Genomic DNA, 23,411 nt, shown 5'->3' on the forward strand with positions numbered 1-23,411 from the left:
AAAAATGAAAAATTTAAACAAACTCCATGCATTAATTGCACTCGCATTTATGACACTATTTGTTATAAGTTGTGATTTTGAAGGAATAACAGATGATGTTGATATCCAAATATCAAACAACATACTAAAACAAGAAGCACTTATTAGTGTTTTAGATATTGTAAACCCTGAAAGTATTGAGGGGGCAAATAAATTAACTGTAGAACTTATCGGAAATGATGCTGATAAATTTGTAACAAATTCAGGAGAGAACATTTCCAACTTAAAAGTAATAGATGGAAATATATCTTTAGCAGTAAACCCTAATTTTTCTAATTCTGAAGATTTAAAAGTTTTACTAAAAATTAAAGGAGAGAACTTTTTAACAACAACTATACCTGTTATAATAGGTGCAAATGATACTTTAGTTACTAAGTCTATAAACATAGTAAACAAATTAAATACTGTAGAAGGAGTTGACTTCTTAGAAACTACCAAAACACTTTCTAACAACTCAATTAATGAAAATTATATCATTACAACACCAAAAACAAAAGCAACCACAAATACAGAAATCACAATTGAATCTGGTACCGTTTTTCAAGATGCAAATGGAAACAACATTTCTGGAGCTAATTTAAAAAGTGAAATTGCTCACTTTAGTTTAGATACACCAGAAGCTATAGCGTCTTTTCCTGGAGGCCTGACCCCACTAAGTGTTATTGACGAAACCGGAGAAGAAACTGAAGATATTGCTTTTATTACGGCAGGTTTTACCTCTATTGATATGTTTGTTGATGGTAAAGAAGTTAAAAACTTTTCTAAGCCAATTAGTGTGAGTATAGAAATACCCAATAATTACATAAATCCTGAAACTGGAAATAATATAAGTGAAGGTGATTTAATTCCAATTTGGTCATACGGAGAGGATGGGCAATGGGGCTTTCACAAAACAGGAACTGTAACCATGAATACCTCCGGAAACTACAACATAGTTTTCACAACAACACATTTATCTTGGTATAACTTAGATTACTATTATAGAGGCTGTAACTATTCCAGAAAACTAACAGTATCAATCCCAAAAACACCAAGTCTTTCTGATAATTTCAATAACTTAAGCTACGACCTAGTTTATGCACATAATGGTCAAGTTATCGCTAATAGAGATATACAGATATCTAAAACTAAAGATAATTCTAATGGATATTACAGAACTCCTAACCAAAACCTAAAAATTAAATTATATTCAGGGAGTAGATATGACAGCAATAGAGTTTTATTATATACTTCAGATACTTTTGATGGTTGTAGTAATAACACTATAAATATAGATGGTTCTACATTTTCTAATTCTATTCCTCCGAAGCCGGACGTAAGAAATATCAATATACAATTTCAAGCCAAATGTGGAGACAAAGTATTAAATCCTTTTTTATACTTATACAGACAAGAAAGCTACACGTACTATGGAAGAACTTATGCATATTGGAGGTATGTTGGATACACTTATGCCGGAAAAGGCTACATCTATAACGCACATATAGGAGTGTCCCAAAAATACAAAGTATATTTTGGAGGTAATTCTTATGAATATGATTATACATTTAACTCAGACAACATTATTATTGGTGACTTCGAAGCTCCGGGAGATTTATGCAACAGGTTATTTTAACCAAATAACATATTATACAAAAAAAGAGGTATTGTGAAAACAATATCTATTTTTTATTAAATAAAACTCAACAAAAACTAAAAAAAAGCAAAAAAATTATCATATTCTTAATAAATATATAAATTTTTAATTATCAACTAAAAAAACTATCTTTGTGATACATTAAAAAGCTCATAAAAATGTTGCAAGAAACACCTATAGATAATAAACAAAAACTATCTTTTCAAGACTTTAAAACAGAAGTTTTAAATGATTATAGAATAGCTAAAATTAGTAGAGAGTGTAGTTTATTAGGCCGTAGAGAAGTTTTAACAGGTAAAGCTAAATTCGGGATTTTTGGTGACGGAAAAGAAGTGCCTCAACTAGCCATGGCAAAAGCTTTTAAGTTAGGCGATTTTAGATCTGGTTACTATAGAGACCAGACCTTTATGATGGCTATTGGCGAGTTAACTCCACAACAATTCTTTGCAGGTTTATATGCACACACAGATATAAAAGCAGAACCTATGTCTGCCGGTAGGCAAATGGGTGGTCATTTTACAACACATAGTTTAAATGAAGATGGTAGTTGGAAAAACTTAACTAAGCAATATAATTCTAGTGCAGATATTTCACCTACTGCTGGTCAAATGCCACGTTTACTAGGTTTAGCACAAGCCTCTAAAATATATAGGACAGAAAAAAGCGTACAACATAAATCTAAGTTTTCTACAAACGGAAATGAAGTTGCTTGGGGTACCATAGGAAATGCAAGTACAAGTGAAGGTTTATTTTTTGAAACCATAAATGCAGCAGGTGTTTTACAAGTACCTATGTTAATGAGTGTTTGGGATGATGAGTACGGAATTTCTGTTCATGCAAAACATCAAACTACAAAAGAAAGCATTTCTGAAATTTTAAAAGGATTTCAAAGAGAGAGTGACAAAGATGGATACGAAATTTTTGTTGTAAATGGTTGGGACTATGTTCAGCTTGTTGATATTTATAATAAGGCAGCTAAAATTGCCAGAGAAGAACACGTACCTATTTTAATTCATGTAAAAGAATTAACGCAACCACAAGGCCATTCTACTTCTGGTTCTCACGAAAGATATAAAGATAAAAAAAGACTTAACTGGGAAAAAGAACACGATTGCATTACAAAAATGCGAAACTGGATTTTAGACTTTGAGTTAGAAACAGAAACTGGAGAAATTTTACGCTTTGTAGATTCTGAAGAAGATATTATTATCATAGAAAAGGAAGCAAAAAAAGAAGTTTTAAGCGCAAAAAGAAATGCTTGGAATTCATTTATAAATGATATAAAAGCTGAAGTAAATACTGCTTGCCAATTGTTAGACAAAGTTGCTGAGAAAAGTAAAAACAGTAACTTTATCAACAAACATAAAAAAGATTTAATTTCTATTGTAGAACCAAGTAGAAAAGATGTTTTATCTACTACTAGAAAAACACTACGATATTTAAGTGATGAAAATTTTGCAGAAAAAATATTACTACAAAATTTCATAAAAAATTCTTTAAAAAGTGCCTCAGAAAAATTTTCGTCATACTTGTATAGCGAATCTAGCCTTAGTGCATTAAATGTTTCTGAAAAGAAACCCGTGTACTCCGATAGTAAAACATTGGTAGATGCAAGAATAATCATGAGAGATAATTTTGATGCTCTTCTTAAAAAACATCCAGAAGTAATTATTTTTGGTGAGGATGCTGGTTTTATTGGTGATGTAAACCAAGGATTAGAAGGTCTTCAAGAAAAATACGGAGAGATAAGAGTTGCAGATACGGGAATTAGAGAAGCTACCATTATTGGTCAAGGTATTGGTTTAGCAATGCGTGGTTTACGCCCTATTGCAGAAATACAGTACCTAGATTACTTACTGTATGCATTACAGATAATGAGTGACGATTTAGCTACTCTACATTACAGAACTTTCGGAAAACAAAAAGCACCTTTAATTATAAGAACTCGTGGCCACAGACTAGAAGGTATCTGGCATGCAGGCTCTCCAATGGGAGGAATTATAAATAATGTTAGAGGAATTCATGTTTTAGTACCTAGAAACATGACAAAAGCAGCCGGTTTTTACAACGCACTTTTAGAAGGAGATGAACCTGCATTAGTAATAGAATGTTTAAATGGTTATCGACTAAAAGAAGAATTACCTGTAAATTTAGGTGAGTACAAAACACAAATAGGTCTCGTAGAAGTTGTTAAAGAAGGTACAGATTTAACAGTAGTTTCTTACGGGTCTACCTTAAGAATTGTAGAAGAAGTAGCAAAAGAATTACAACAAGCAGATATTAATATAGAAATTATAGATGCACAAAGTTTACTACCTTTTGACTTGAATAACGATTGTGTAAAAAGTTTAAAAAAAACCAACAAACTTTTAATAATTGACGAAGATTTACCTGGTGGAGCCTCTGCTTATCTATTACAAGAAATTGTAGAAAACCAAAGTGGGTATATGTTTTTAGATAGCAAGCCTGCAACTTTAACAGCTAAAGAACACAGAACCGCTTACGGTACAGATGGAGATTATTTTTCTAAACCATCTGCGGAAGATATTTATGAGAAAATTTATGAGATTATGAACGAATCTAATCCTACTAAATTTAAGAGTCTATATTAAACTCTATTCTAAATATAAAACACCAATGCTCAAAATTTATAAATTTTGAGCATTTTTTTTTAACAGAACTATAAGATATTTTTAAGAAAGGACAAAAAGCTATTTAACTAAATTCACTCACTAATCCTCAAATTAAACTCTTTATGAAAAAAAACTTACTCTTTTACTTCATTCTATTTCTTTCAATATCTACAACTGTAGAAGCTCAAAGAAAAAAATCAAAAGAAAAAACAACAGAACAAACAACTTCAAAAAAAAGTAAAACCCCTAAATATTCCGATTTTGTAAATAAAGACACAAAATCTGATGATGGATTATTTAAAGTGCATACTAATAAAGATCAATTTATTTACGAAATTCCTAAATCTTATTTAGGTAAAGAAATGCTATTAGTTACCAGATTAAAAGAAATTCCTGCTGGTTTAGGTGGTGGTTACGTAAATGCTGGTTCTAAAATTAACACCCAAGTAGTTATTTGGGAACATTATAAAGATAAAATTTTATTAAAAGTAAAATCTTATGATGCCATAGCAAATGATTCTTTACCAATTTTTAAATCTGTAAAATCGAACAACTTAGAACCTATCATTTATTCTTTCGATATTAAAACACAAAACACAGACTCAACAACTGTTTTAGTTGATGTTACAAAATTCTTTTCTTCGGATGTAAAAGCTATCTCTGGTTTATCATCAAGATTTAGAAAAACCTACAAAGTAAAAAGGTTAGATGCTACTAGAAGCTTTATCAATAGTATTAAGAGTTTTCCAGAAAACATAGAAGTAGTACAAAATTTTACTTTTGAAGCAGATGAACCACCTAGTAACAGAAGTACAAACACAATTACTTTACATGTTAATCAATCTATGATTTTATTACCAGAAGAACCAATGATGCCAAGAATATCTGACAAAAGAGTTGGTTATTTTTCTATTGGAAATGTAGATTATAGTTCTGAAGCTTTAAAAGCTGATGAAAAAAGATATATTAGACGTTGGAGATTAGAACCAAAAGATGTTGAAGCGTATAATCGTGGAGAATTAGTTGAGCCAATTAAACCAATTGTGTATTACTTAGATCCTGCAACGCCAGAAAAGCTAAGAAAAGACATAAAACAAGGTGTTGATGATTGGGCTAAAGTTTTTGAAACTGCTGGTTTTAAAAATGCAATTATGGCAAAAATGCCACCTACAAAAGAAGAAGACCCAGATTTTAGTATGGAAGATGTTCGTTATTCTTCTATTAGATATGTAGCAAGTACAACTAGAAATGCTACAGGACCAAGTGTTTCTGATCCTCGTTCTGGAGAGATTTTAGAAAGCGATATTATTTGGTACCACAACCACTTACGTTCTTACAGAAATAGATACTTAATAGAAACTGGTGCAGCAAACCTTTCTGCAAGAACTTTAGATACTCCTGCAGAAGATATTGGAGAAATGATGAGAATGGTTATTTCTCATGAAATTGGTCATGCTTTAGGCTTACCTCACAATATGGCGGCAAGTTATGCGTATCCTGTAGATTCTTTACGTTCTGGAAGTTTTACTCAGAAAAACGGAATTGCAGCAACGATTATGGACTATGCTCGTTACAATTACATTGCACAACCTGGTGATAAAAATATCCGTTTTATAAGACAATTAGGTCCTTATGATCATTATGCTATTAATTGGGGGTACCGCGTAATACCAAATGCTACAAAACCAGAAGAAGAAGTAAAAACTTTAGATAAATGGATTGAAGACAAGGCAGACAACCCTGTTTATAGATTTGGTGGACAACGTTTTGATCCTTCTGCACAAACTGAAGGAATTGGAAACGACCAAGTAAAAGCAAGTACGTATGGTGTAAATAACTTAAAAATTGTTGCTAAAAATCTTCCTAGTTGGACCTCTGATCAAACAAATAATTACGAAGATTTAGATGAATTATATGGAGAATTACTTAGTGTTTGGGGAAGATATGCAGGTCATGTTACCGGAAACATAGGTGGTGTTTATGAGTTTAATAAAAAACCATCGCAAACTGGAGACGTTTATGTACCTGTTGCAAAAGCAAAACAAAAAGAAGCAATGGCTTGGTTACAAAAAAATGTTTTTACAACTCAATATTGGTTGTTAGATAAAAACATTTTAAATAAGATTGAAGAAACTGGATACACAGATAAACTAGGTCGTTACCAAGAAAGATATGTAGGTTCTTTATTAAATTACAGCACTTTAAACAGAATGATTGAAGCAGAAGTAATTCAAAAAGAATTTTATGCAGCTTCAGATATGGTTAAAGACTTAAGAAAAGGAATTTTCTCTGAAACTACTACCACCAAAAATGTAGACCTACATAGAAGAAATCTTCAGAAAGCTTTTATTGAAAGAATGCATGTTTTAATGAATGATAAAGATGCAAAAAACACAGATATTTCTGCTATTATAAGAGGGGAATTAGAAGCGTTAAAATATCAAGTAAATATTGCAAGTAAAAGAGCCATAAATACAATTTCTAAATATCATTATAAAGATTGTTATGCTAAGATAAATGACATTTTAAACCCTAAAAAATAGTCTTTATTTTCTTACTAATTTAATTCCTATTGCGCATTGTAGACACCGTTTCTTTGCGCAATAGTTGTTTTTAAGCTCTAACAAAGCCTGACTTTCATATGCATTTATTGCTTCTAATCCGATATCATCAAACTTAGAAATAATACTGTTTTTTTCTGATTTTATTTTTTGAAGAATATCTAAAAACTCATTTTCATTAACCTCTCCTCTATTCTTTTGATATAAAAATTTTAGCGGAATAATGGTGTTGATCAATAATAAATCAACAAAAGGTTTTGTCAACTTTTTAGGTGATACTTTTGAAGTTGTATCAAATGTATAATGGTTTTTCCAAAACGGATGTATGTCAATTTCAAACAATTTATAAAAATCATTTAAAGTTTCTATTTTCATCATTTTAGAAAATAAATTTTGATGGATATGATACAAAGCAACTAACTGCGCAATACGAATGGTTGGGAAATTTGGAGGCCGCATTCTAAAAAATGAAAACTGCACTTTTGATATCGATTCCAAATTGTATTTATGTTGTAAATAACTGTAAGTTGTTTTTAATTTTTGATGATATTCGCCTTCCGTAGGCTCTTCTAAAAATCCTGCTTGTCCAAATAATAATGCAGCTAACTGATACTCATCGAACCTTACTTTTCTAAGAATAGAAAAATCAAAAGAAATTGCCAAACTAAAAAAGACATCTCCGTTCACTTTCAATCCAAAATTCTTGGCTAATAACTGAAATAAAACCGCTTCAAAATCATTTTGATTATCTACCAAAATTCGATTCATTTCAATTGATTTACGTTCTAAACGTTCAAAAAACAATCGTTCTTTCCAGTTTTCAATTGTAAAATTATCTACAGCACCAATTTCTTTTTCACAAGGAATCCAATTTTGTTTCGTCGAAAATAAATTTCGATAATTATTTAAAGCAGATGTTAATACAAAATCTTTAAGTACCAAAACAGGCAAAGGTTTATTATTTTTCATATAAACAGTTGCATCATCTTCCCAAACCACATGCAAAATAACGGCATCATAATTTTCATCAATTTCATGATGATGCGCATACCAATCTGAAGATTTTAAATGAATCTCTACATTGCCCACCCAAAGTTGGTCATCGATTTTAAGTTGTGCATTTAAAAAATCAGGCCCTGAGTTATTATTATGTGTACCTACCTTTAAAATAGCCACCTCCTCTTTAGAGGTTGTTTTTAAATTATGAATAGAACACAACTGATATTTCCATACATAATGAAGAAAATCCTCATTCATAGTCTTTTTTGTTTTCAAGATACAAAAAAATCATTTATACCTTTATCAATATTTATAATCACTTCAACAAAATTCATCAAAAAGAATGAACTATTTTTGCAATCTAATTAAGATAAATGAATATTATAGATAGTTTAAAATGGCGTTATGCTGTTAAAAAATTTGATTCAGAAAAGCAACTTTCAGAAGCTCAAATAAACACCTTAAAAGAAGCTTTTAACTTAACCGCTACTTCTTACGGATTACAGCCTTTAAAATTGGTAGTCATCAAAAATAAAGAAGTTCAAAAAGAATTAATGTCACTTTCTTGGAACCAGGCACAAATATTAGATGCATCTCATGTTTTGGTTATTTGCATTCCTAAAAATTACACAAGCTTAGAAGTAGAAAATTACTTTAATTTGGTGCAAAAAATCAGAAACACTCCTAGTGAAACTCTAAAACCTTTTAAAGACTTTCTAACGGCAGACATAGAGAAAAAAACACAAGATGAATTAACATTATGGAATAAGAACCAAGCATATATTGCGCTTGGTAATTTAATGACTGTTTGTGCAGTAGAAAGAATAGATGCTTGCCCAATGGAAGGTTTTATTCCTGAAAAATATGACGAAATTTTGAATTTAACAGCTCAAAATTTACAATCGGTATTAGTACTTCCTGTTGGTTTTAGAGCTGATGATTGTTACATGAAAGATTTAACAAAAGTTAGAAAAGACTTAACAGAAACTGTAGTAGAAATATTGTAAATTTACTACTTAAAATTACGTTTTTAAAGGCTTATAAAACCTTTAAAAATTCATAATAAAAAACAAGAAAATGAGTAAAGCAGTAAGAAATTTAGAGCCTAAAATTGTTTGGAATCACTTTGCAGATTTAAATGCAGTGCCTCGCCCTTCTAAAAAAGAAGAACGTGTAATTCAGTTTATGGTAGATTTTGGTAAAAAATTAAACTTAGAAACTTTTGTAGATAAAGTTGGAAATGTAATTATTAAAAAACCAGCTACAAAAGGTTTAGAAGATAGAAAAACCGTTGTTTTACAGAGTCATTTAGATATGGTTCATCAAAAAAACTCAGATACTGTTTTCGATTTTGATAAAGAAGGTATTAAAATGCTAATTGAAGGTGATTGGGTTACTGCAGACGGAACAACATTAGGTGCAGATAATGGCTTAGGAGTTGCTGCAATTATGGCTATTTTTTCTTCTAATGATATTGAACATCCAAACCTAGAAGCACTTTTTACTATTGATGAAGAAACTGGTATGACTGGTGCAATGGGATTAGAAGGCGGAATTTTAGAAGGAGAAATCCTTTTAAACCTAGACACGGAAGAAGATGATGAAATAGGTATGGGTTGTGCTGGTGGTATAGACGTTACAGCAACAAGAAGCTATGCTCAAGAAGATGTTTCTGAAAACGCTACCGCTTTTTCAATTACTGTAAAAGGTTTAAATGGTGGACATTCTGGAATGGATATCATTAAAGAATTAGGAAATGCAAACAAGATTATGAACCGTTTATTATTTGATGGTTTTACAAATTTCGGTTTACAAATCTCTGAAATAAATGGAGGTAGTTTACGTAATGCTATTCCTAGAGAAAGTGCTGCAATTGTAACGGTAGACATTATTTCTAAAGAAGCATTTCTTTTAGAAACTGGTTTACTTATCAACAATATAAAAGGAGAGTTTTCAACAATAGAACCTAACTTAACTATTGACATCCAAGAAACTACACTACCTAATAAGATTATGGAATTAGGTGTTCAAGAAGGTTTATTAAAATCTATTTATGCCGCTCATAACGGGGTTTATAGAATGAGTCCAGATATTAAAGGTTTGGTAGAAACCTCTAATAATATTGCAAAAGTAATTGTAAAAAACGGAACCATAAAAATTGGATGTTTAACACGATCTTCATCAGAAAGTAATAAATTAGATTTAGCAAATTCTTTAAAATCTGCTTTTGAATTATCTGGTTTTGATGTAGATTTATCTGGTGAATACCCAGGATGGCAACCGAATGTAAACTCAGCAATTTTAGACGTAGTTTCTAATTTATATGAAACTTTACATGGTGAGAAAGCAGATGTAGCAGCTTGTCATGCTGGTTTAGAATGCGGAATCTTAGGTCAGAATTACCCCGAAATGGATATGGTTTCTTTTGGACCAACTATTAGAGGAGCGCACTCTCCAGACGAAAAAGCATCTATTTCATCAACACAAAAATTCTGGAAATTTTTAATTGAAATTTTAAAGAACATTCCAAAGAAATAGTACAATATTACCTGTTAGAAACCGAAGTTTACGCTTCGGTTTTTTTTTTATTAAATTTGTTTAAAAAGTCGACACAAACAAACACAATCAATTAATAATCAGTTTTTTATATTTTTATATTTTTGTTAACATCTTTCATTTTCTAAAGACAGAAAAAAACGTAATTTTACTACCTATAAACTAAACTTTTATAATGGGGAAAATAATTGCTATTGCAAATCAAAAAGGTGGTGTTGGTAAAACAACTACAAGCATTAATTTAGCTGCTTCTTTAGGTGTTTTAGAGAAAAAAGTTTTGTTGATTGACGCAGACCCACAAGCAAATGCTTCGTCTGGTTTAGGTATTGATGTTGAGACGGTAGAATATGGAACCTATCAAGTTTTAGAACATTCTATTTCTGCTAAAGACGCAATTATTAAAACTGAATCTCCAAACGTAGATATTATACCTGCACATATAGATTTGGTAGCTATTGAAATAGAACTTGTAGACAAGGAAGATAGAGAGTATATGTTAAAAAAAGCGTTAGTCGATCTAAAAGACGATTACGATTATATTTTAATAGATTGTGCTCCGTCATTAGGTTTAATTACGTTAAACTCTTTAGTCGCTGCAGATTCTGTAATCATTCCTATTCAATGTGAATATTTTGCTCTAGAAGGATTAGGGAAATTATTAAATACTATTAAAAGTGTACAGAATATTCATAATTCTGATTTAGATATAGAAGGCTTACTTTTAACAATGTTCGATTCTCGTTTACGTCTTTCTAATCAAGTAGTTGATGAAGTTAGAAAACATTTTTCTAGCATGGTTTTTGACACTATAATTAGAAGAAATACACGTTTAGGAGAAGCACCAAGTTACGGAGAAAGTATTATTGCATACGATGCAACAAGTAAAGGTGCCGTAAATTACTTAAATTTGGCGCAAGAATTATTAAAAAAGAATTCGTAAAATGGCAAAAGCAACCAAAAAACAAGCTTTAGGACGAGGATTATCTGCTTTATTGCAAGAATCTTCTAACGTAATTTCTGCATCAGATAAAAATGCAGACAAAGTTGTTGGAAGTATTATTGAAATAGAATTAGATTTAATTGATGTAAATCCTTTTCAACCTAGAACTTATTTTGACGAAGAAGCGTTAAGAGAACTAGCAAGTTCTATAAAAGAATTAGGAGTTATTCAGCCAATTACAGTTAGAAAATTAGAAGCTAATAAATTTCAATTAGTTTCTGGAGAGCGTCGTTTTAGAGCTTCTAAATTAATTGGAAACAAAACTGTTCCGGCTTACATAAGACTTGCCAACGACCAAGAAATGCTAGAAATGGCATTGGTAGAAAACATTCAACGTAAAAATTTAGATCCAATAGAGGTTGCTTTATCATACCAACGTTTAATTGATGAAATTCAATTAACGCAAGAAGAATTAAGTACTAGAGTTGGTAAAAAACGTTCTACAGTAACCAACTATTTACGTTTGTTAAAATTAGATCCAATTTTACAAACAGGTATGCGAGATGGTTTTATTTCTATGGGACATGGTCGTGCTATGATTAATGTAGAAAATACAGAAGATCAATTAGCCATTTACGAGAAAATATTAAGAGATAAATTATCTGTAAGGCAAACTGAAGATTTAGTAAAAAGCTTAAAATCTGGAACGATTGCAAAACCAAAAAAGAAACCAATACCTAGCTACATTAAAAGTAGTGTAAAAGACATTAGTGAATACTTTGGTCATAAAATAGACGTTACTGTTAGTAATAATGGTAAAGGGAAAATTTCGATTCCTTTTCATTCTGAAGAAGATTTTAACCGTATAAAAAACTTATTAAAATAAGTGTTTATTAAAAAAATCATATTTGTTTTATTCCTTTCATTCTTTACTGCCTCTATTTTTGGGCAGAAAGATTCTGTGAACGTGAAAGACTTAAAAATAAAGGGAGATATTAAAATTGAAAAAGGTGGTGTTTACGATGCACTCGCCCCTTCTAAAGCAGCATTTTATTCTGCAATATTTCCAGGAATGGGACAGATTTACAATAAAAAATATTGGAAAGCACCAATTGTTTGGGGTGCTATGGGTACTAGTATTTATTATTATTTAGACAATAATAAAGAATACCATAGATACAGAACTGCTTACAAACTTAGAAAAAATAATTTAGTAGACGAGTTTACCGTAGATGGTGTAGAAATACTTTCTTTAGAAACTTTAGAAAGAGCACAAGAACAATTAAGTGAAAATAGAGACATGTCTTTATTAACCACTGTTATTTTGTATGTTTTACAAATTGTAGAAGCTAGTGTAAATGCACATTTATTACAGTTTAACACCGATGATGATTTATCATTTAAGCCTACTTTTATTAACGACCCTACTTATTTTGAAGCACCAAAAGTAGGTCTAACAATTAAATATAATTTTTAAAATGAAGATTGCACTATTAGGATATGGAAGAATGGGTAAAGAAATTGAAAAAATTGCTTTATCTCGTGGACATGAAATAGTAATAAAAAAAGACGTAAATGATGTAATTGATATTACGCTAGCAGATGTTGCAATCGATTTTAGCGTACCTTCTTCTGCCTATAATAATATTACCGACTGTATTAACAATAACGTTCCTGTAATTTCTGGAACTACAGGTTGGTTAGATAAATATAATGATGCCGTTGCTCTTTGTAAAGAAAAAAACAGCGCATTTATTTATGCATCTAATTTTAGTTTGGGTGTAAATATCTTCTTTGAATTGAATAAGCAATTAGCTAAAATGATGAGTTCTTTAGAAGATTATAATATTTCTATGGAAGAAATTCATCATACAAAAAAATTAGATGCACCAAGTGGAACTGCAATTACGTTGGCAGAAGGAATTATAGAAAATTCTTCTAAAAACAATTGGGAATTAGATGAAAAAACATCCGAAGAAAATATTCCGATTGTTGCAAAAAGAATTCCTGAAATACCAGGAACACACACCGTATGGTACGACTCTGAAGTAGATTCTATAGAAATTAAACATACAGCACACAGTAGAAAAGGGTTTGCTTTAGGAGCCGTTGTCGCTGCTGAGTGGATTATAGGAAAACAAGGAGTTTTCTCTATGAAAGACGTGTTAAACATCCGTTAAAAAAAGTAACATTTCGGTAATTTATCGTCTTATCAAAAATAAAAATCTTCTCGTGAGAGAAAATTAAAGTATACAATTATGACTTATATAGAGTGGTTTATCTTTTTTTTAGCAATACAAGTAATTCATTTTTTAGGTACTTGGAAATTATACGTAAAAGCTGGTAGAAAAGCATGGGAAGCTGCAGTACCTGTTTATAACGGTATTGTTTTAATGCAAATTATAAAGAGACCTAAATGGTGGATCATTTTATTATTTATTCCAGTAGTTAACCTCTTAATGTTTCCTGTTATTTGGATTGAAACTATTAGAACTTTTGGCTTTTATAAAAAATTAGATTCCTTTTTAGTAATAGTTACTTTGGGTCTGTATATTTTTTATATCAATTACGCTACAGAAGCAAAATACAATGCAGAAAGAAGCTTAAAACCTCGTTCTGAGCTTGGTGAATGGGTTAGTTCTATTGCATTTGCAATTATTGCGGCTACTTTGGTACATACTTATTTTATGCAACCTTTTACCATACCAACTTCTTCTTTAGAAAAATCTTTATTAGTAGGAGATTATCTTTTTGTAAGTAAGTTTCACTATGGAGCTAGAGTTCCATCTACAGTTATAGCAGCTCCAATGGTACATGATTCTTTACCTTTTACAGGAACAGCTTCGTACTTAAAAAGTCCACAATTACCTTACACACGTTTACCGGGTTTACAAAAAATTAAAAATAACGATATTGTTTGTTTCAATTGGCCTGCAGATACATTAGCAACTATGTGGGGAGATCATTCAGGTAAATTCACTTATAAGCCTGTAGATAAAAAGACCAACTATGTAAAACGTAGTGTTGGTATTGCTGGAGATTCTTTAGAGATTAAAGATGGTTACGTATATATCAACGGACAAAAAAATAAATTACCATACAGAGCAAAAATTCAGTTTTACTACACTTACGAAGCAAAGTCTGCAATAGACAGAAACAATTTCCCTCAGTTTTTAATCAATAAAGAAAGAACAGGAGTTTATAAAATTTTAAATGAATATTGGAACAATCCAAAGGTTCAAGAAGCTTTTGATAAGAGTGCTAACTTATCTAAAATAGGATCAGATTCTTTATATACAGAAGTTGCAGGTGGGGTTTCTCAAGATTTAGCAAGTCGTTTAAAAATGACCAATGTAGCTAACAAAATAAATATTAATTTAACAGAAGAAGAATTTAATCAACTTAAAAAACATCCTTCTACTGTTTCTGTTAAAAAAGTAAATTATAGAGCTGATGTTGGTATTTTTCCTCATGTAAAAGAAAATGAATGGAGTCAAGATAATATGGGGCCAATTTATATTCCTAAAGCTGGTGCAACCGTAAAAATTGATGCTAAATCTTTACCATTTTATGAGCAAATTATAAAAAATTATGAAAACAATGATTTGCAAATTGTTGGAGACAATATTTTTATTAATGGTAAAAAGGCAGACTCTTATACCTTTAAACAAGATTATTATTGGATGATGGGAGATAACAGACACAACTCTTTAGATGCTCGTTATTATGGTTATACACCTTTTGATCATGTATTAGGAAAACCTGTTATGGTTTGGTTTAGTTGGGATGCAAATGCAGCCTCTTTTGGAGAAAAGATAAAATCTATCCGTTGGGATAGAATGTTTACTACTGTTCACGGAGACGGAGAGCCTGTATCTTATAGATATTTTGTATTTGCCTTAATTGGTTTGTATTTTGGATATAGTTTCTATAAGGGAAAAAAAGCGAAAAAATAGTATTCAATTTTCGGTAGTAATTTTCAGCAATACAAAACAAGAAATTGCTACTGAAACTAGAGACTAAAAACCAACAAAAATGTCACTATTTATACCTACTTATTTTGGACCAATTTCTCAGTATACAGAAATTATAAAATCAGATACTATTACTTTTGAAATGGAAGACAACTTTCAAAAACAAAGTTATAGAAATAGGTGTTATATTTATAACTCTAACGGAAAACAGTTATTAAATATTCCTGTAAAGGATAAAAACAAAGGAACTTCTCAACGTAAGAAAACAAAAGATTTACTGGTTGATAATGATGCACTTTGGCAAGACCATCATTTAAAATCTTTACAAACAGCATATAGAACATCTCCATTTTACGAGTTTTATGAAGATGATTTGCTTAAAATATTCAATAAAAAATACACCTTTTTACAAGATGTAAATATTGATACCCATTTATTTATTATGGATGCATTACAAGTTTCTCTGCAATATACTAAAACTGAAGAATACCTTGTAACAACTACAGAACAAGACTTTAGAGAGTTGGTAGATGTAAAAAATCAACCAAAAAAAACTACAGACACTTACATACAAATGTTTGATGACAAACATGGATTTATTCCTAATTTATCCTTTTTAGACCTCCTTTTTATGGAAGGGCCAAATGCTATTAGTTATTTATAACTATCTTTAATAAAAAAATCTTAGCCATTTACAATTATATAATATTTCTTAATGCAAAAAATATTACAAAACTTTACATCTAAATTTAAAGATATTTCTAAAAATAGCATTCAAAAATTTTTAAACTTAGCTACAGAAGAAGCCTATAAAAAAAACGAAGTTATAAGTAAAATAGGTGAAATCTCTAAAGATTTTTACATCATTAAATCGGGTGTTGTTCGGTCTTTTTATTCTGATGAAAAAGGCAAAGAATCTATAAGAACACTTTTTACTCCTAATAAAACTACAGGATCTTTAGCATCACTTATCTCTAAAAAACCAAGTATACTTACGTATGACTGTTTAACAGACTGTGTAATTTATAAATTTAATTTTAACGAATTAAAAGAATTAGCAACAGAAGATATAGATATAGACAACCTTTATTGTACAATGCTAGAATATCTTTTTTTAAATATGGAAGATAGAATTTATGATTTAACACTTCTAAATGCAACAGAAAAATATTTAAAATTAAAAGATGAAATACCTGAAATTGAAAATCTTATCGCTCAATATCATATTGCCTCTTATCTAAATATTACTGCAGTTCAGTTAAGTCGAATTAGAAAAGAAATCTACTCAAAATAATTTCTATTAACATATGTAAATTTTTATCCTCATATAATACTATACATTTGTACTCAAGATTCCCCCTAATATTCTTTTATTATATCAAAAAGGATTACTTTCGAGTAATCCTTTTTGTTTTTTTATGACTATCGAATTTCTTATCCATTATTTCCTACATTTTATAGCACCCTTTTTTATCGCTTACTTTTTCTTTAAAAGTAATTGGAAAATTGTTTATTTAATTTTCATCTGTTCTATGCTAGTAGATCTAGATCATTTATTAGCAACCCCTATTTTTGATAAAAACAGGTGTAGCATTAATTTTCACCCGCTGCACTCTTATATTGCTATTGGCTTTTATGCACTGGGTTTATTTTTTAAGAAAACAAGAATACTCTGCATCGCATTGTTATTTCACATGCTTACAGATTATATAGATTGTTATTTATAGTATTTTTTTAAAAGAAGATCAAACTCATTAGAAATATTAAGTTTAAGAACTACAAGTATATATACTACAGTTATCAAGATGCTTTTTAAAGCGATATTTATAATAGGATGCACAGGAAACTTCCATAAATAAATATTACTCACAGAGAAGTCCCAAAAATTAAAAGCTAGATAAAGAACAGTAATGATCAAAATCATTTTTAATGATTTGTCTGTAAAAGGCGTCATAGAAAACTTACGTTTTACAAAAAACAACTTAAACGTATTTGCAAAAAAGATAACGATTAAAGTTGCCAAAGCCAAACCATCTGTCCCCATATCTAATTCATAGTAAAAAAGTTTATTTAAAAGATAAACAGATAACGCCATAGAAATACTAATAGGTAATGTTATTTTATAAAACTTAGAATTATTTATAATAGCTCCATTATTTCCTAAAAAACCATTGTAAAGCTTTAGCACAGAAATCATCAGTACAACCAATGCTCCACCTCCATATTCTTTAGGCAACAAGTTAAATAACTGACCAACATTGGCATTTATTAAAACAAAGAAAAGCCCGCTAATTAATAATAAGTTAATAGAACTCTTTTTGTATAAAGAAGCTACTTCCTTATGATTTTCTTCATTTAACGTCTTAGAAGTTAAAGGCTGTAGAATGTTTAACATAGCCCTACTAGGCGCCTCAATAAAAGAACCTATAAAAACAGCTACCGAATAATAGGCTGCAATTACTAAAGATTCTTTACCAGGAATCATAAATTTATCGATGTCTAAAATAATAGCACCTGCACTTCCTGCTAAAATAATATACCCAGAAAAACGAATTACTTCTTTAAAGTTATCAGGTCTAGAAAATGTAAATTTTGGCATGTATAAATTAAATGCATAAAACATCATTATAAACATTCTTAAAAAATAGGCGCCCGTTAAATAGTAAATAAATTCAGGTTTTGTAATCAACTCAAAGTAAACTGCAAATAACAGTATCATAACCATTACTCGATTCCAAAGTTCTTTTAAAATGTTACCAAAAACAGACTGAAATTGAACTTTAGCCCAAGAATAAAAAATTTCGAAATAAGCACAAGCAACAGCTATTAGGTAAATAACAACCGTATAATCTTTTATAATAGGGTTTTCTATGGATAAATAATCTCCTATTTCTTTATAAAATAAGTTTCCAAAATAAGCTATTGGAATTGCGATCAATAGCGGTAAAAAAAGTACCGATGATAGGAAACTATCTTTCTCTTGTTTTGTAAAATAGCTAGAAAAAAACTTTACAATTGTATGATGAATCCCTAATGCAATTAGTGGCATTAATAAATTAGACGTAGATAACAAAAAAGTTACCAAACCATAATATTCATCTTCTAAAAAACGAGTATATAAAAACAAGGTATTTATTCCTCCAAAAGCAAAACCAAGATAAATAAAAAGCGTGTTTTTTAAAGACTGTTTAAATACAACTCCCATATTACGAATGTAAACTTTTAATAATCAAAGCTAGTTCTTTGGTCAATTCTTTTCTATGATATCTTTCAATATTTTTAGAAGCTACAAGCAAACTTCCTTTTTTGTATTGATCATATAATTTTAATATTTCTGATGATAATTTTGCTTCATTATTAAAATCAACTACAACACCAGAATTGGTTTCTTTTACAATTTCTGATAAATCTCCATCTTCGGGTCCAATCGCTAAAATGGGTCTTTTTGCTGTTAAATACTCAAATAATTTTCCAGTTAAAATTCCTTTTGATTTTTCTACATTCGGAATTAACAACAACAAAACTTGTGCTTTCTTTTGGTATTCTATTGCCTCTTTATGGGTTACATAACCAATAAATTCAGTATTTTTCAATAAATTATTAGTAGAAATTTCTTCTTTCACTTCATCTGAAATATCACCAATAAAATTCAGTTTTAAAGCATTTTTAAAACCTTCATCTTGTAAGCAAAGTTCCTTTAAAACTTTAAACAATACTTTTGGGTTGCTTTGTTTTGGTAATAAACCAATGTACGAAATAGAAAAACCACTATCTAAAACAACTGTGTTACTCGTTAAAACTTCATCATCAAAACCATTGGTAATCACTTCTACCCTACTTGCTTTTTTAGCAAATTCATATTTTAAAGAATTACTAACCGTTAATACACAATCTGCATTTTGTAAAACTTTCGTTTCTAATTTTCTATTTATATTTTTAGCAAAAGACAATTGCTTAAAATCTTTGTTATAGTACAAATCTGCCCAAGGATCTCTAAAATCTGCAAGCCATTTTATACGATTCTTTTTATGCAATTTTTGAGCAATTAAATGCATACTATGTGGCGGACCAGTAGAAATAATCGTATCAATCTTATTTGCATCTAAATACTTTTGAAGGTACTTTACAGAAGATTTTACCCAAAAAACTTTAGGATCGGGAATAAAAAAATTTCCTCTTATAAATGATAAAACTCCTCCGTTACTTGCGTTAGATATTCCACTTTTCTGAGGTTTGTTCTTTTTCCAAAAAAGAACATCTGTAGGTTCCCAAATAGGTTGTTTTAAAATTTCTATATTTTTAGGAATTTCATTAATTAGGGTATTGTCTTCCTTCGGATAATTTACATTATCAACCGTATACACAACAGGCTCTATATCAGATTCTTGTAAATATTTTACAAATTTCAACCAACGTTGCACTCCAGAACCTCCTGCAGGTGGCCAATAATATGTAATTATTAAGACTTTCAAGATAGTAGATTATTGTAGAGATGGATTAGTTTTTTAGAAGTCTGTTCCCAAGAAAATTCATTTTCTATAAACTGCTTCCCATTTTGTCCTAATTCATTTCTTAACGCTTCATCGTTGTAAAGTGTAATGATTTTATCAGAAAAATCTTCTACATCTCTGTCTTTATGAACCAAACCAGTATTATTATTTTCTACTACTCTTCTTTGAGCTGTAGCATCACTTACCAAAAGTGGTTTTGCCAAACTCATGTACTGAAAAATCTTATTTGCATACGCAACATCATGTTGTAAATTTCTATGCAATGGCGATATACAAATAGCACTAGACAAGATATAAGACTGAAATAAAGAAACATTTTGCCAACCTTCAAAATCAACAAATTGTTCTAACTTTAAGTCAGCAACTTGTTGCTTTAAAACAACATCTGTAGTATTTCTACCTACAATGACCAACTTAATATTGGGTATGATATCTTTAAGAGAACTAACAGCTTCAATGGCAGTTTGCAAACCTCTTCGTATATGCGTATCTCCTAAATATAAGAGCACAAAATTATCTTTATATCTGTCTATAATGGTTTTATCCACCTTAAAATCTTTGTAAAAAGATTCTCTAATTGTATTCGGAACTAAAACTAACTTGTCTTTTACAGACGGAATCCTTTCTACTAAATTTTCTAAAAATTCAGGAGAAACAGAAATTACTTTATCTGCCTTTTCTATAAATTCCTTTTCCTTTTTTTTCCATTTTGATGGTGCAATAATATACTTTCCAGGAAATTTCTGCAGATGAGGATACAACTTCATCACTTCTGGCATATTATCATGTAAATCTAATACTACAGGTAGATTGAAAGCTGTATTTGCATTAAAAACAGCTGCTGCAATTCTAATATCATGTATGTGTAGCGCGTCAATATTGGTTTCTTTTATAAATTGATGAATCTTTTTTTTCATCAAAATACTGTAAAAAGGAACTGTATACGCTAAAGCGGATAATTTATATTCTAGTTGATTAGAAGTATATCTTTTTACTTGAACTCCGTTAATAACCTCAGATGCCTTTTCATTTCCATATTTTAAACAGAACAGAAAAACATCATGACCTGCTTTTACCAAAGAAACTGCTTCGTTTTCTACCCTAGGATCGGGCGGAAAAGGAGCATCTAAAATCATTCCTATTTTCATTGTTTCTCTTTCTTCTTTTCGTAAAAGAACCAACCAGCTGTTATTAAGATTAACAAAGCATAAGAAGCTAATGAAATCATTTTTCCTTGCTGAATTACTTTTGGTTCAAACTTAAATTCAATCGTATGTTCTCCTGCAGGAATTGTCATTCCACGCAACACATAATTTACACGGACATGTGGCGTTAATTTACCATCAACGTAAGCGTTCCAACCTTCTTTATAATAGATTTCAGAAAAAACGGCAAACTGTTCTTTTGCTGTTTTAGATTGATATGTTAATGTAGTAACATCATAATTTAAAAGTTCTATGTTGGCAGTACTATCTATTTCTTTAGGGAAATTAGGTTGATATTCATTAGAGACATCCTTTTGATAAACAGCTACATTCTTAGTATTTAAAGAATCTAATGCTTGCATTTCTTCATTTGCCGATTCTACAATTTTTACATTTTCTACAAACCAAACATTTCCATTAGCATCTGGGTTTAATTGCGACTGCTTATCTCCCTTATCATTACCAATAATAAAATATTTAGTATTTAACATGTTTAAAACTTGCATGTTATTTTTGGCTATTTGAAAATCAAATAATTCTTGATAACGTCCTAATTTTGCTGCATGATACCCTCCAATAGATTGATGAAAATAAGAAGTACTTCCATCATTCATCGGATTTACCGTAAAGTTACCAACTCTATAATGGCTTTTGTCTTGTAAAATAATTTTATCTGCTGTAGATGCTATAAATGGTTTATCAATTTTTCTTGCAGACTTAAAATCATCTTCATTTACATACTTTTTATCAACAGAAATTAAATCGAATAACATAAAAAGAGTCAATGTAATAATAGCTACACCTTGCTTTAACTTGCCTTTTAATAACATCCATAAAACCCCTGCAGAAATTATCATTAAAAATAATGAACGTAAAGTATCTGTAAATAACATTGACTTTCTATCAGAAATAATCGCATCTGCTAAACCTGGTAATTGATTGTATTGTGCATCTCTTATTCCCTCGAAAGTAGAAAAACCATGCGCCAATAAAAACCCTACAACAATTAAACCTCCAAAAGCATACACTGCTTTTTTTAGTGCGTCTTGTTTTTCTTCCGAAGAAATTTTAGGAGAAAAGAATTCTTTTAAAGCCAATATTCCTAAAATAGGAACACATAATTCTGCAATTACTTGTATTGATGAAACAGCTCTAAATTTATTATACAACGGAAAATAATCAATAAACAAATTGGTTAAAACATCAAAGTTTCTCCCCCAACTCATTAATATAGAAAATATTGTTGCGGTAACTAACCATTGTTTTAAACGTCCTTTCACTAAAAATATCCCTAAGAAAAATAGAAAGAAAACAACTGCACCAATATAAGCCGGTGCTTCTACTATATTTTGATCTCCCCAATAGGTAAGTGCTTGCTCAGAATATTCTTTTGCTGCTTTTTTACCTGCTTTTGCTTCTAAAAGTTGATAAAAATCTGAACTTTCGCCTAATTTCTCTATCGTTCCTCCTCCCATAAAACGAGGGATGAATAAATTAAAAGTCTCTAATTTTGCATAACTATATTCTGTTATATAGGCTTTATCTAACCCTTTTGTGGCTTTTTTTACTTTACCATCTGGAGTAATCGTTAATTCAGATTTTCCTCTTGTACTATGATCAGCATATTCTTTCATAGCCATTAAACGAGGTGCATTAGCACCAACACCTAATAAAACTGCAGCAAGAATAATAGCTACTTGTTTTATAAAAGTTGGAATAATTTTTTCTTTAATAGCATGTATAAATTCTACAATTCCTAAAATTATTAAGGCAAATCCTAAATAATAAGTCATCTGAGGATGATTTGTATAAATCTCTAAAGCCATTGCGACTCCAGTAACTATAAAACCAAGAATATAACGTTTTTGAAAAACCCACAATAATCCTGCTAATATTAAAGGCATGTAGGCAATTGCATGCGCTTTTGCGTTATGACCTGCTCCAAAAATAATGATTAAATAGGTTGAAAAACCAAAGGCGAGAGATCCAAAAATAGCCAACCTCCAATTAACTTTTAAAGCCATCATTAACACAAAGAAACTTAAAAAATATAAGAAAGTATAATCTGCAGGTCTTGGTAAAAAACGCAATGCTCTATCTATTCCACGTACTAAATCATTAGGATAATAAGCACTTACTTGATAGGCTGGCATTCCACTAAAAGAAGCACCTGTCCAATAAGGTTCTGTGTTTTTATCTGCTCTAAAATCATTAATCTCTTTTACCATTCCGGTAAACTGAGTAATATCAGATTGATTCAGTTTTTCTCCTTTTAAAACAGGATGAAAATAGATAATTGATGCCAATACAAAGATTGCAACGGCACCTACATAAGGTAAAATTTTAGTAAACTTCAT

18 protein-coding genes are annotated in these 23,411 nt (G+C 30.1%); 13 read left to right on the top strand and 5 right to left on the bottom strand.

All coding sequences use genetic code 11. The annotated features are described in order from the left end of the window. The first annotated feature begins 4 nt into the window (after window positions 1-4). The 3 genes from WG945_RS05635 to WG945_RS05645 all read left to right on the top strand — a co-directional run bounded on the left by WG945_RS05635 (window position 5) and on the right by WG945_RS05645 (window position 6,851). Entirely contained in the window at window positions 5-1,654 is a 1,650-nt protein-coding gene (locus WG945_RS05635; protein ID WP_068450788.1) for a hypothetical protein, read from the top strand. Between the two features lie 179 nt (window positions 1,655-1,833). Next, the gene (locus tag WG945_RS05640) at window positions 1,834-4,287 is read left to right on the top strand and encodes an alpha-ketoacid dehydrogenase subunit alpha/beta (protein WP_068450785.1); all 2,454 of its coding nucleotides are present in this window, start codon (window positions 1,834-1,836) and stop codon (window positions 4,285-4,287) included. 143 nt (window positions 4,288-4,430) lie between these two features. Then, on the top strand, window positions 4,431-6,851 hold the full coding sequence (locus WG945_RS05645; protein ID WP_068450782.1) for a zinc-dependent metalloprotease: 2,421 nt from the start codon (window positions 4,431-4,433) through the stop codon (window positions 6,849-6,851). A 3-nt stretch (window positions 6,852-6,854) separates the two neighbouring features. Here the strand turns inward: WG945_RS05645 and WG945_RS05650 are convergent, their stop codons facing one another. Beyond that, window positions 6,855-8,126: a DUF2851 family protein gene (locus WG945_RS05650; RefSeq protein WP_068450779.1), complete on the bottom strand. Its 1,272-nt coding sequence runs from the start codon at window positions 8,124-8,126 to the stop codon at window positions 6,855-6,857. A 116-nt stretch (window positions 8,127-8,242) separates the two neighbouring features. Between WG945_RS05650 and WG945_RS05655 the strand changes: the two genes are divergently transcribed. The 10 genes from WG945_RS05655 to WG945_RS05700 all read left to right on the top strand — a co-directional run bounded on the left by WG945_RS05655 (window position 8,243) and on the right by WG945_RS05700 (window position 17,065). Further along, window positions 8,243-8,875 carry an NAD(P)H-dependent oxidoreductase gene (locus tag WG945_RS05655; protein WP_068450776.1) on the top strand — a complete coding sequence of 211 codons (633 nt, stop codon included), beginning with the start codon at window positions 8,243-8,245 and terminating at the stop codon, window positions 8,873-8,875. Between the two features lie 70 nt (window positions 8,876-8,945). Next, on the top strand, window positions 8,946-10,406 hold the full coding sequence (locus WG945_RS05660; protein ID WP_068450773.1) for an aminoacyl-histidine dipeptidase: 1,461 nt from the start codon (window positions 8,946-8,948) through the stop codon (window positions 10,404-10,406). A 193-nt stretch (window positions 10,407-10,599) separates the two neighbouring features. Then, window positions 10,600-11,364, top strand: a complete 765-nt coding sequence (locus WG945_RS05665; RefSeq protein WP_068450770.1) for a ParA family protein — start codon at window positions 10,600-10,602, stop codon at window positions 11,362-11,364. Between the two features lies 1 nt (window position 11,365). Continuing rightward, complete coding sequence (locus WG945_RS05670) at window positions 11,366-12,250, top strand: ParB/RepB/Spo0J family partition protein (RefSeq protein ID WP_068450767.1); 885 nt, start codon at window positions 11,366-11,368, stop codon at window positions 12,248-12,250. Beyond that, the gene (locus WG945_RS05675) at window positions 12,251-12,841 is read left to right on the top strand and encodes a DUF5683 domain-containing protein (RefSeq protein ID WP_068450764.1); all 591 of its coding nucleotides are present in this window, start codon (window positions 12,251-12,253) and stop codon (window positions 12,839-12,841) included. Between the two features lies 1 nt (window position 12,842). Beyond that, window positions 12,843-13,544, top strand: a complete 702-nt coding sequence (dapB, locus tag WG945_RS05680) for a 4-hydroxy-tetrahydrodipicolinate reductase (protein ID WP_068450761.1) — start codon at window positions 12,843-12,845, stop codon at window positions 13,542-13,544. Window positions 13,545-13,622: 78 nt separating this feature from the next. Further along, on the top strand, window positions 13,623-15,320 hold the full coding sequence (gene lepB, locus WG945_RS05685) for a signal peptidase I (RefSeq protein ID WP_068450759.1): 1,698 nt from the start codon (window positions 13,623-13,625) through the stop codon (window positions 15,318-15,320). Between the two features lie 79 nt (window positions 15,321-15,399). Continuing rightward, a complete protein-coding gene (locus WG945_RS05690; RefSeq protein WP_068450757.1) occupies window positions 15,400-16,002 on the top strand; it encodes a WbqC family protein in 603 nt (200 codons plus the stop codon). Between the two features lie 51 nt (window positions 16,003-16,053). Continuing rightward, window positions 16,054-16,632: a Crp/Fnr family transcriptional regulator gene (locus tag WG945_RS05695; protein WP_068450753.1), complete on the top strand. Its 579-nt coding sequence runs from the start codon at window positions 16,054-16,056 to the stop codon at window positions 16,630-16,632. 124 nt (window positions 16,633-16,756) lie between these two features. Further along, on the top strand, window positions 16,757-17,065 hold the full coding sequence (locus WG945_RS05700; RefSeq protein WP_082864261.1) for a DUF6122 family protein: 309 nt from the start codon (window positions 16,757-16,759) through the stop codon (window positions 17,063-17,065). Here WG945_RS05700 and WG945_RS05705 read toward each other — a convergent pair. Genes WG945_RS05705 through WG945_RS05720 form a run of 4 tightly spaced genes read right to left on the bottom strand, consistent with a single transcriptional unit; the run spans window position 17,056 to window position 23,411 of the window. Next, window positions 17,056-18,543: a lipopolysaccharide biosynthesis protein gene (locus WG945_RS05705; RefSeq protein ID WP_068450750.1), complete on the bottom strand. Its 1,488-nt coding sequence runs from the start codon at window positions 18,541-18,543 to the stop codon at window positions 17,056-17,058. The two genes, WG945_RS05700 and WG945_RS05705, sit on opposite strands and share 10 nt — an antisense overlap. Window position 18,544: 1 nt before the next feature. Next, window positions 18,545-19,810, bottom strand: coding sequence for a glycosyltransferase family 4 protein (locus tag WG945_RS05710; RefSeq protein WP_068450748.1), 1,266 nt, complete (start codon window positions 19,808-19,810; stop codon window positions 18,545-18,547). After that, window positions 19,807-20,997, bottom strand: coding sequence for a glycosyltransferase family 4 protein (locus WG945_RS05715; RefSeq protein ID WP_068450901.1), 1,191 nt, complete (start codon window positions 20,995-20,997; stop codon window positions 19,807-19,809). The genes WG945_RS05710 and WG945_RS05715 overlap by 4 nt, the downstream gene beginning before the upstream one ends. Then, window positions 20,994-23,411, bottom strand: a complete 2,418-nt coding sequence (locus WG945_RS05720) for a YfhO family protein (protein ID WP_068450746.1) — start codon at window positions 23,409-23,411, stop codon at window positions 20,994-20,996. The genes WG945_RS05715 and WG945_RS05720 overlap by 4 nt, the downstream gene beginning before the upstream one ends.

It is taken from the genome of Polaribacter atrinae (assembly GCF_038023995.1).
GTDB lineage: Bacteria > Bacteroidota > Bacteroidia > Flavobacteriales > Flavobacteriaceae > Polaribacter > Polaribacter atrinae.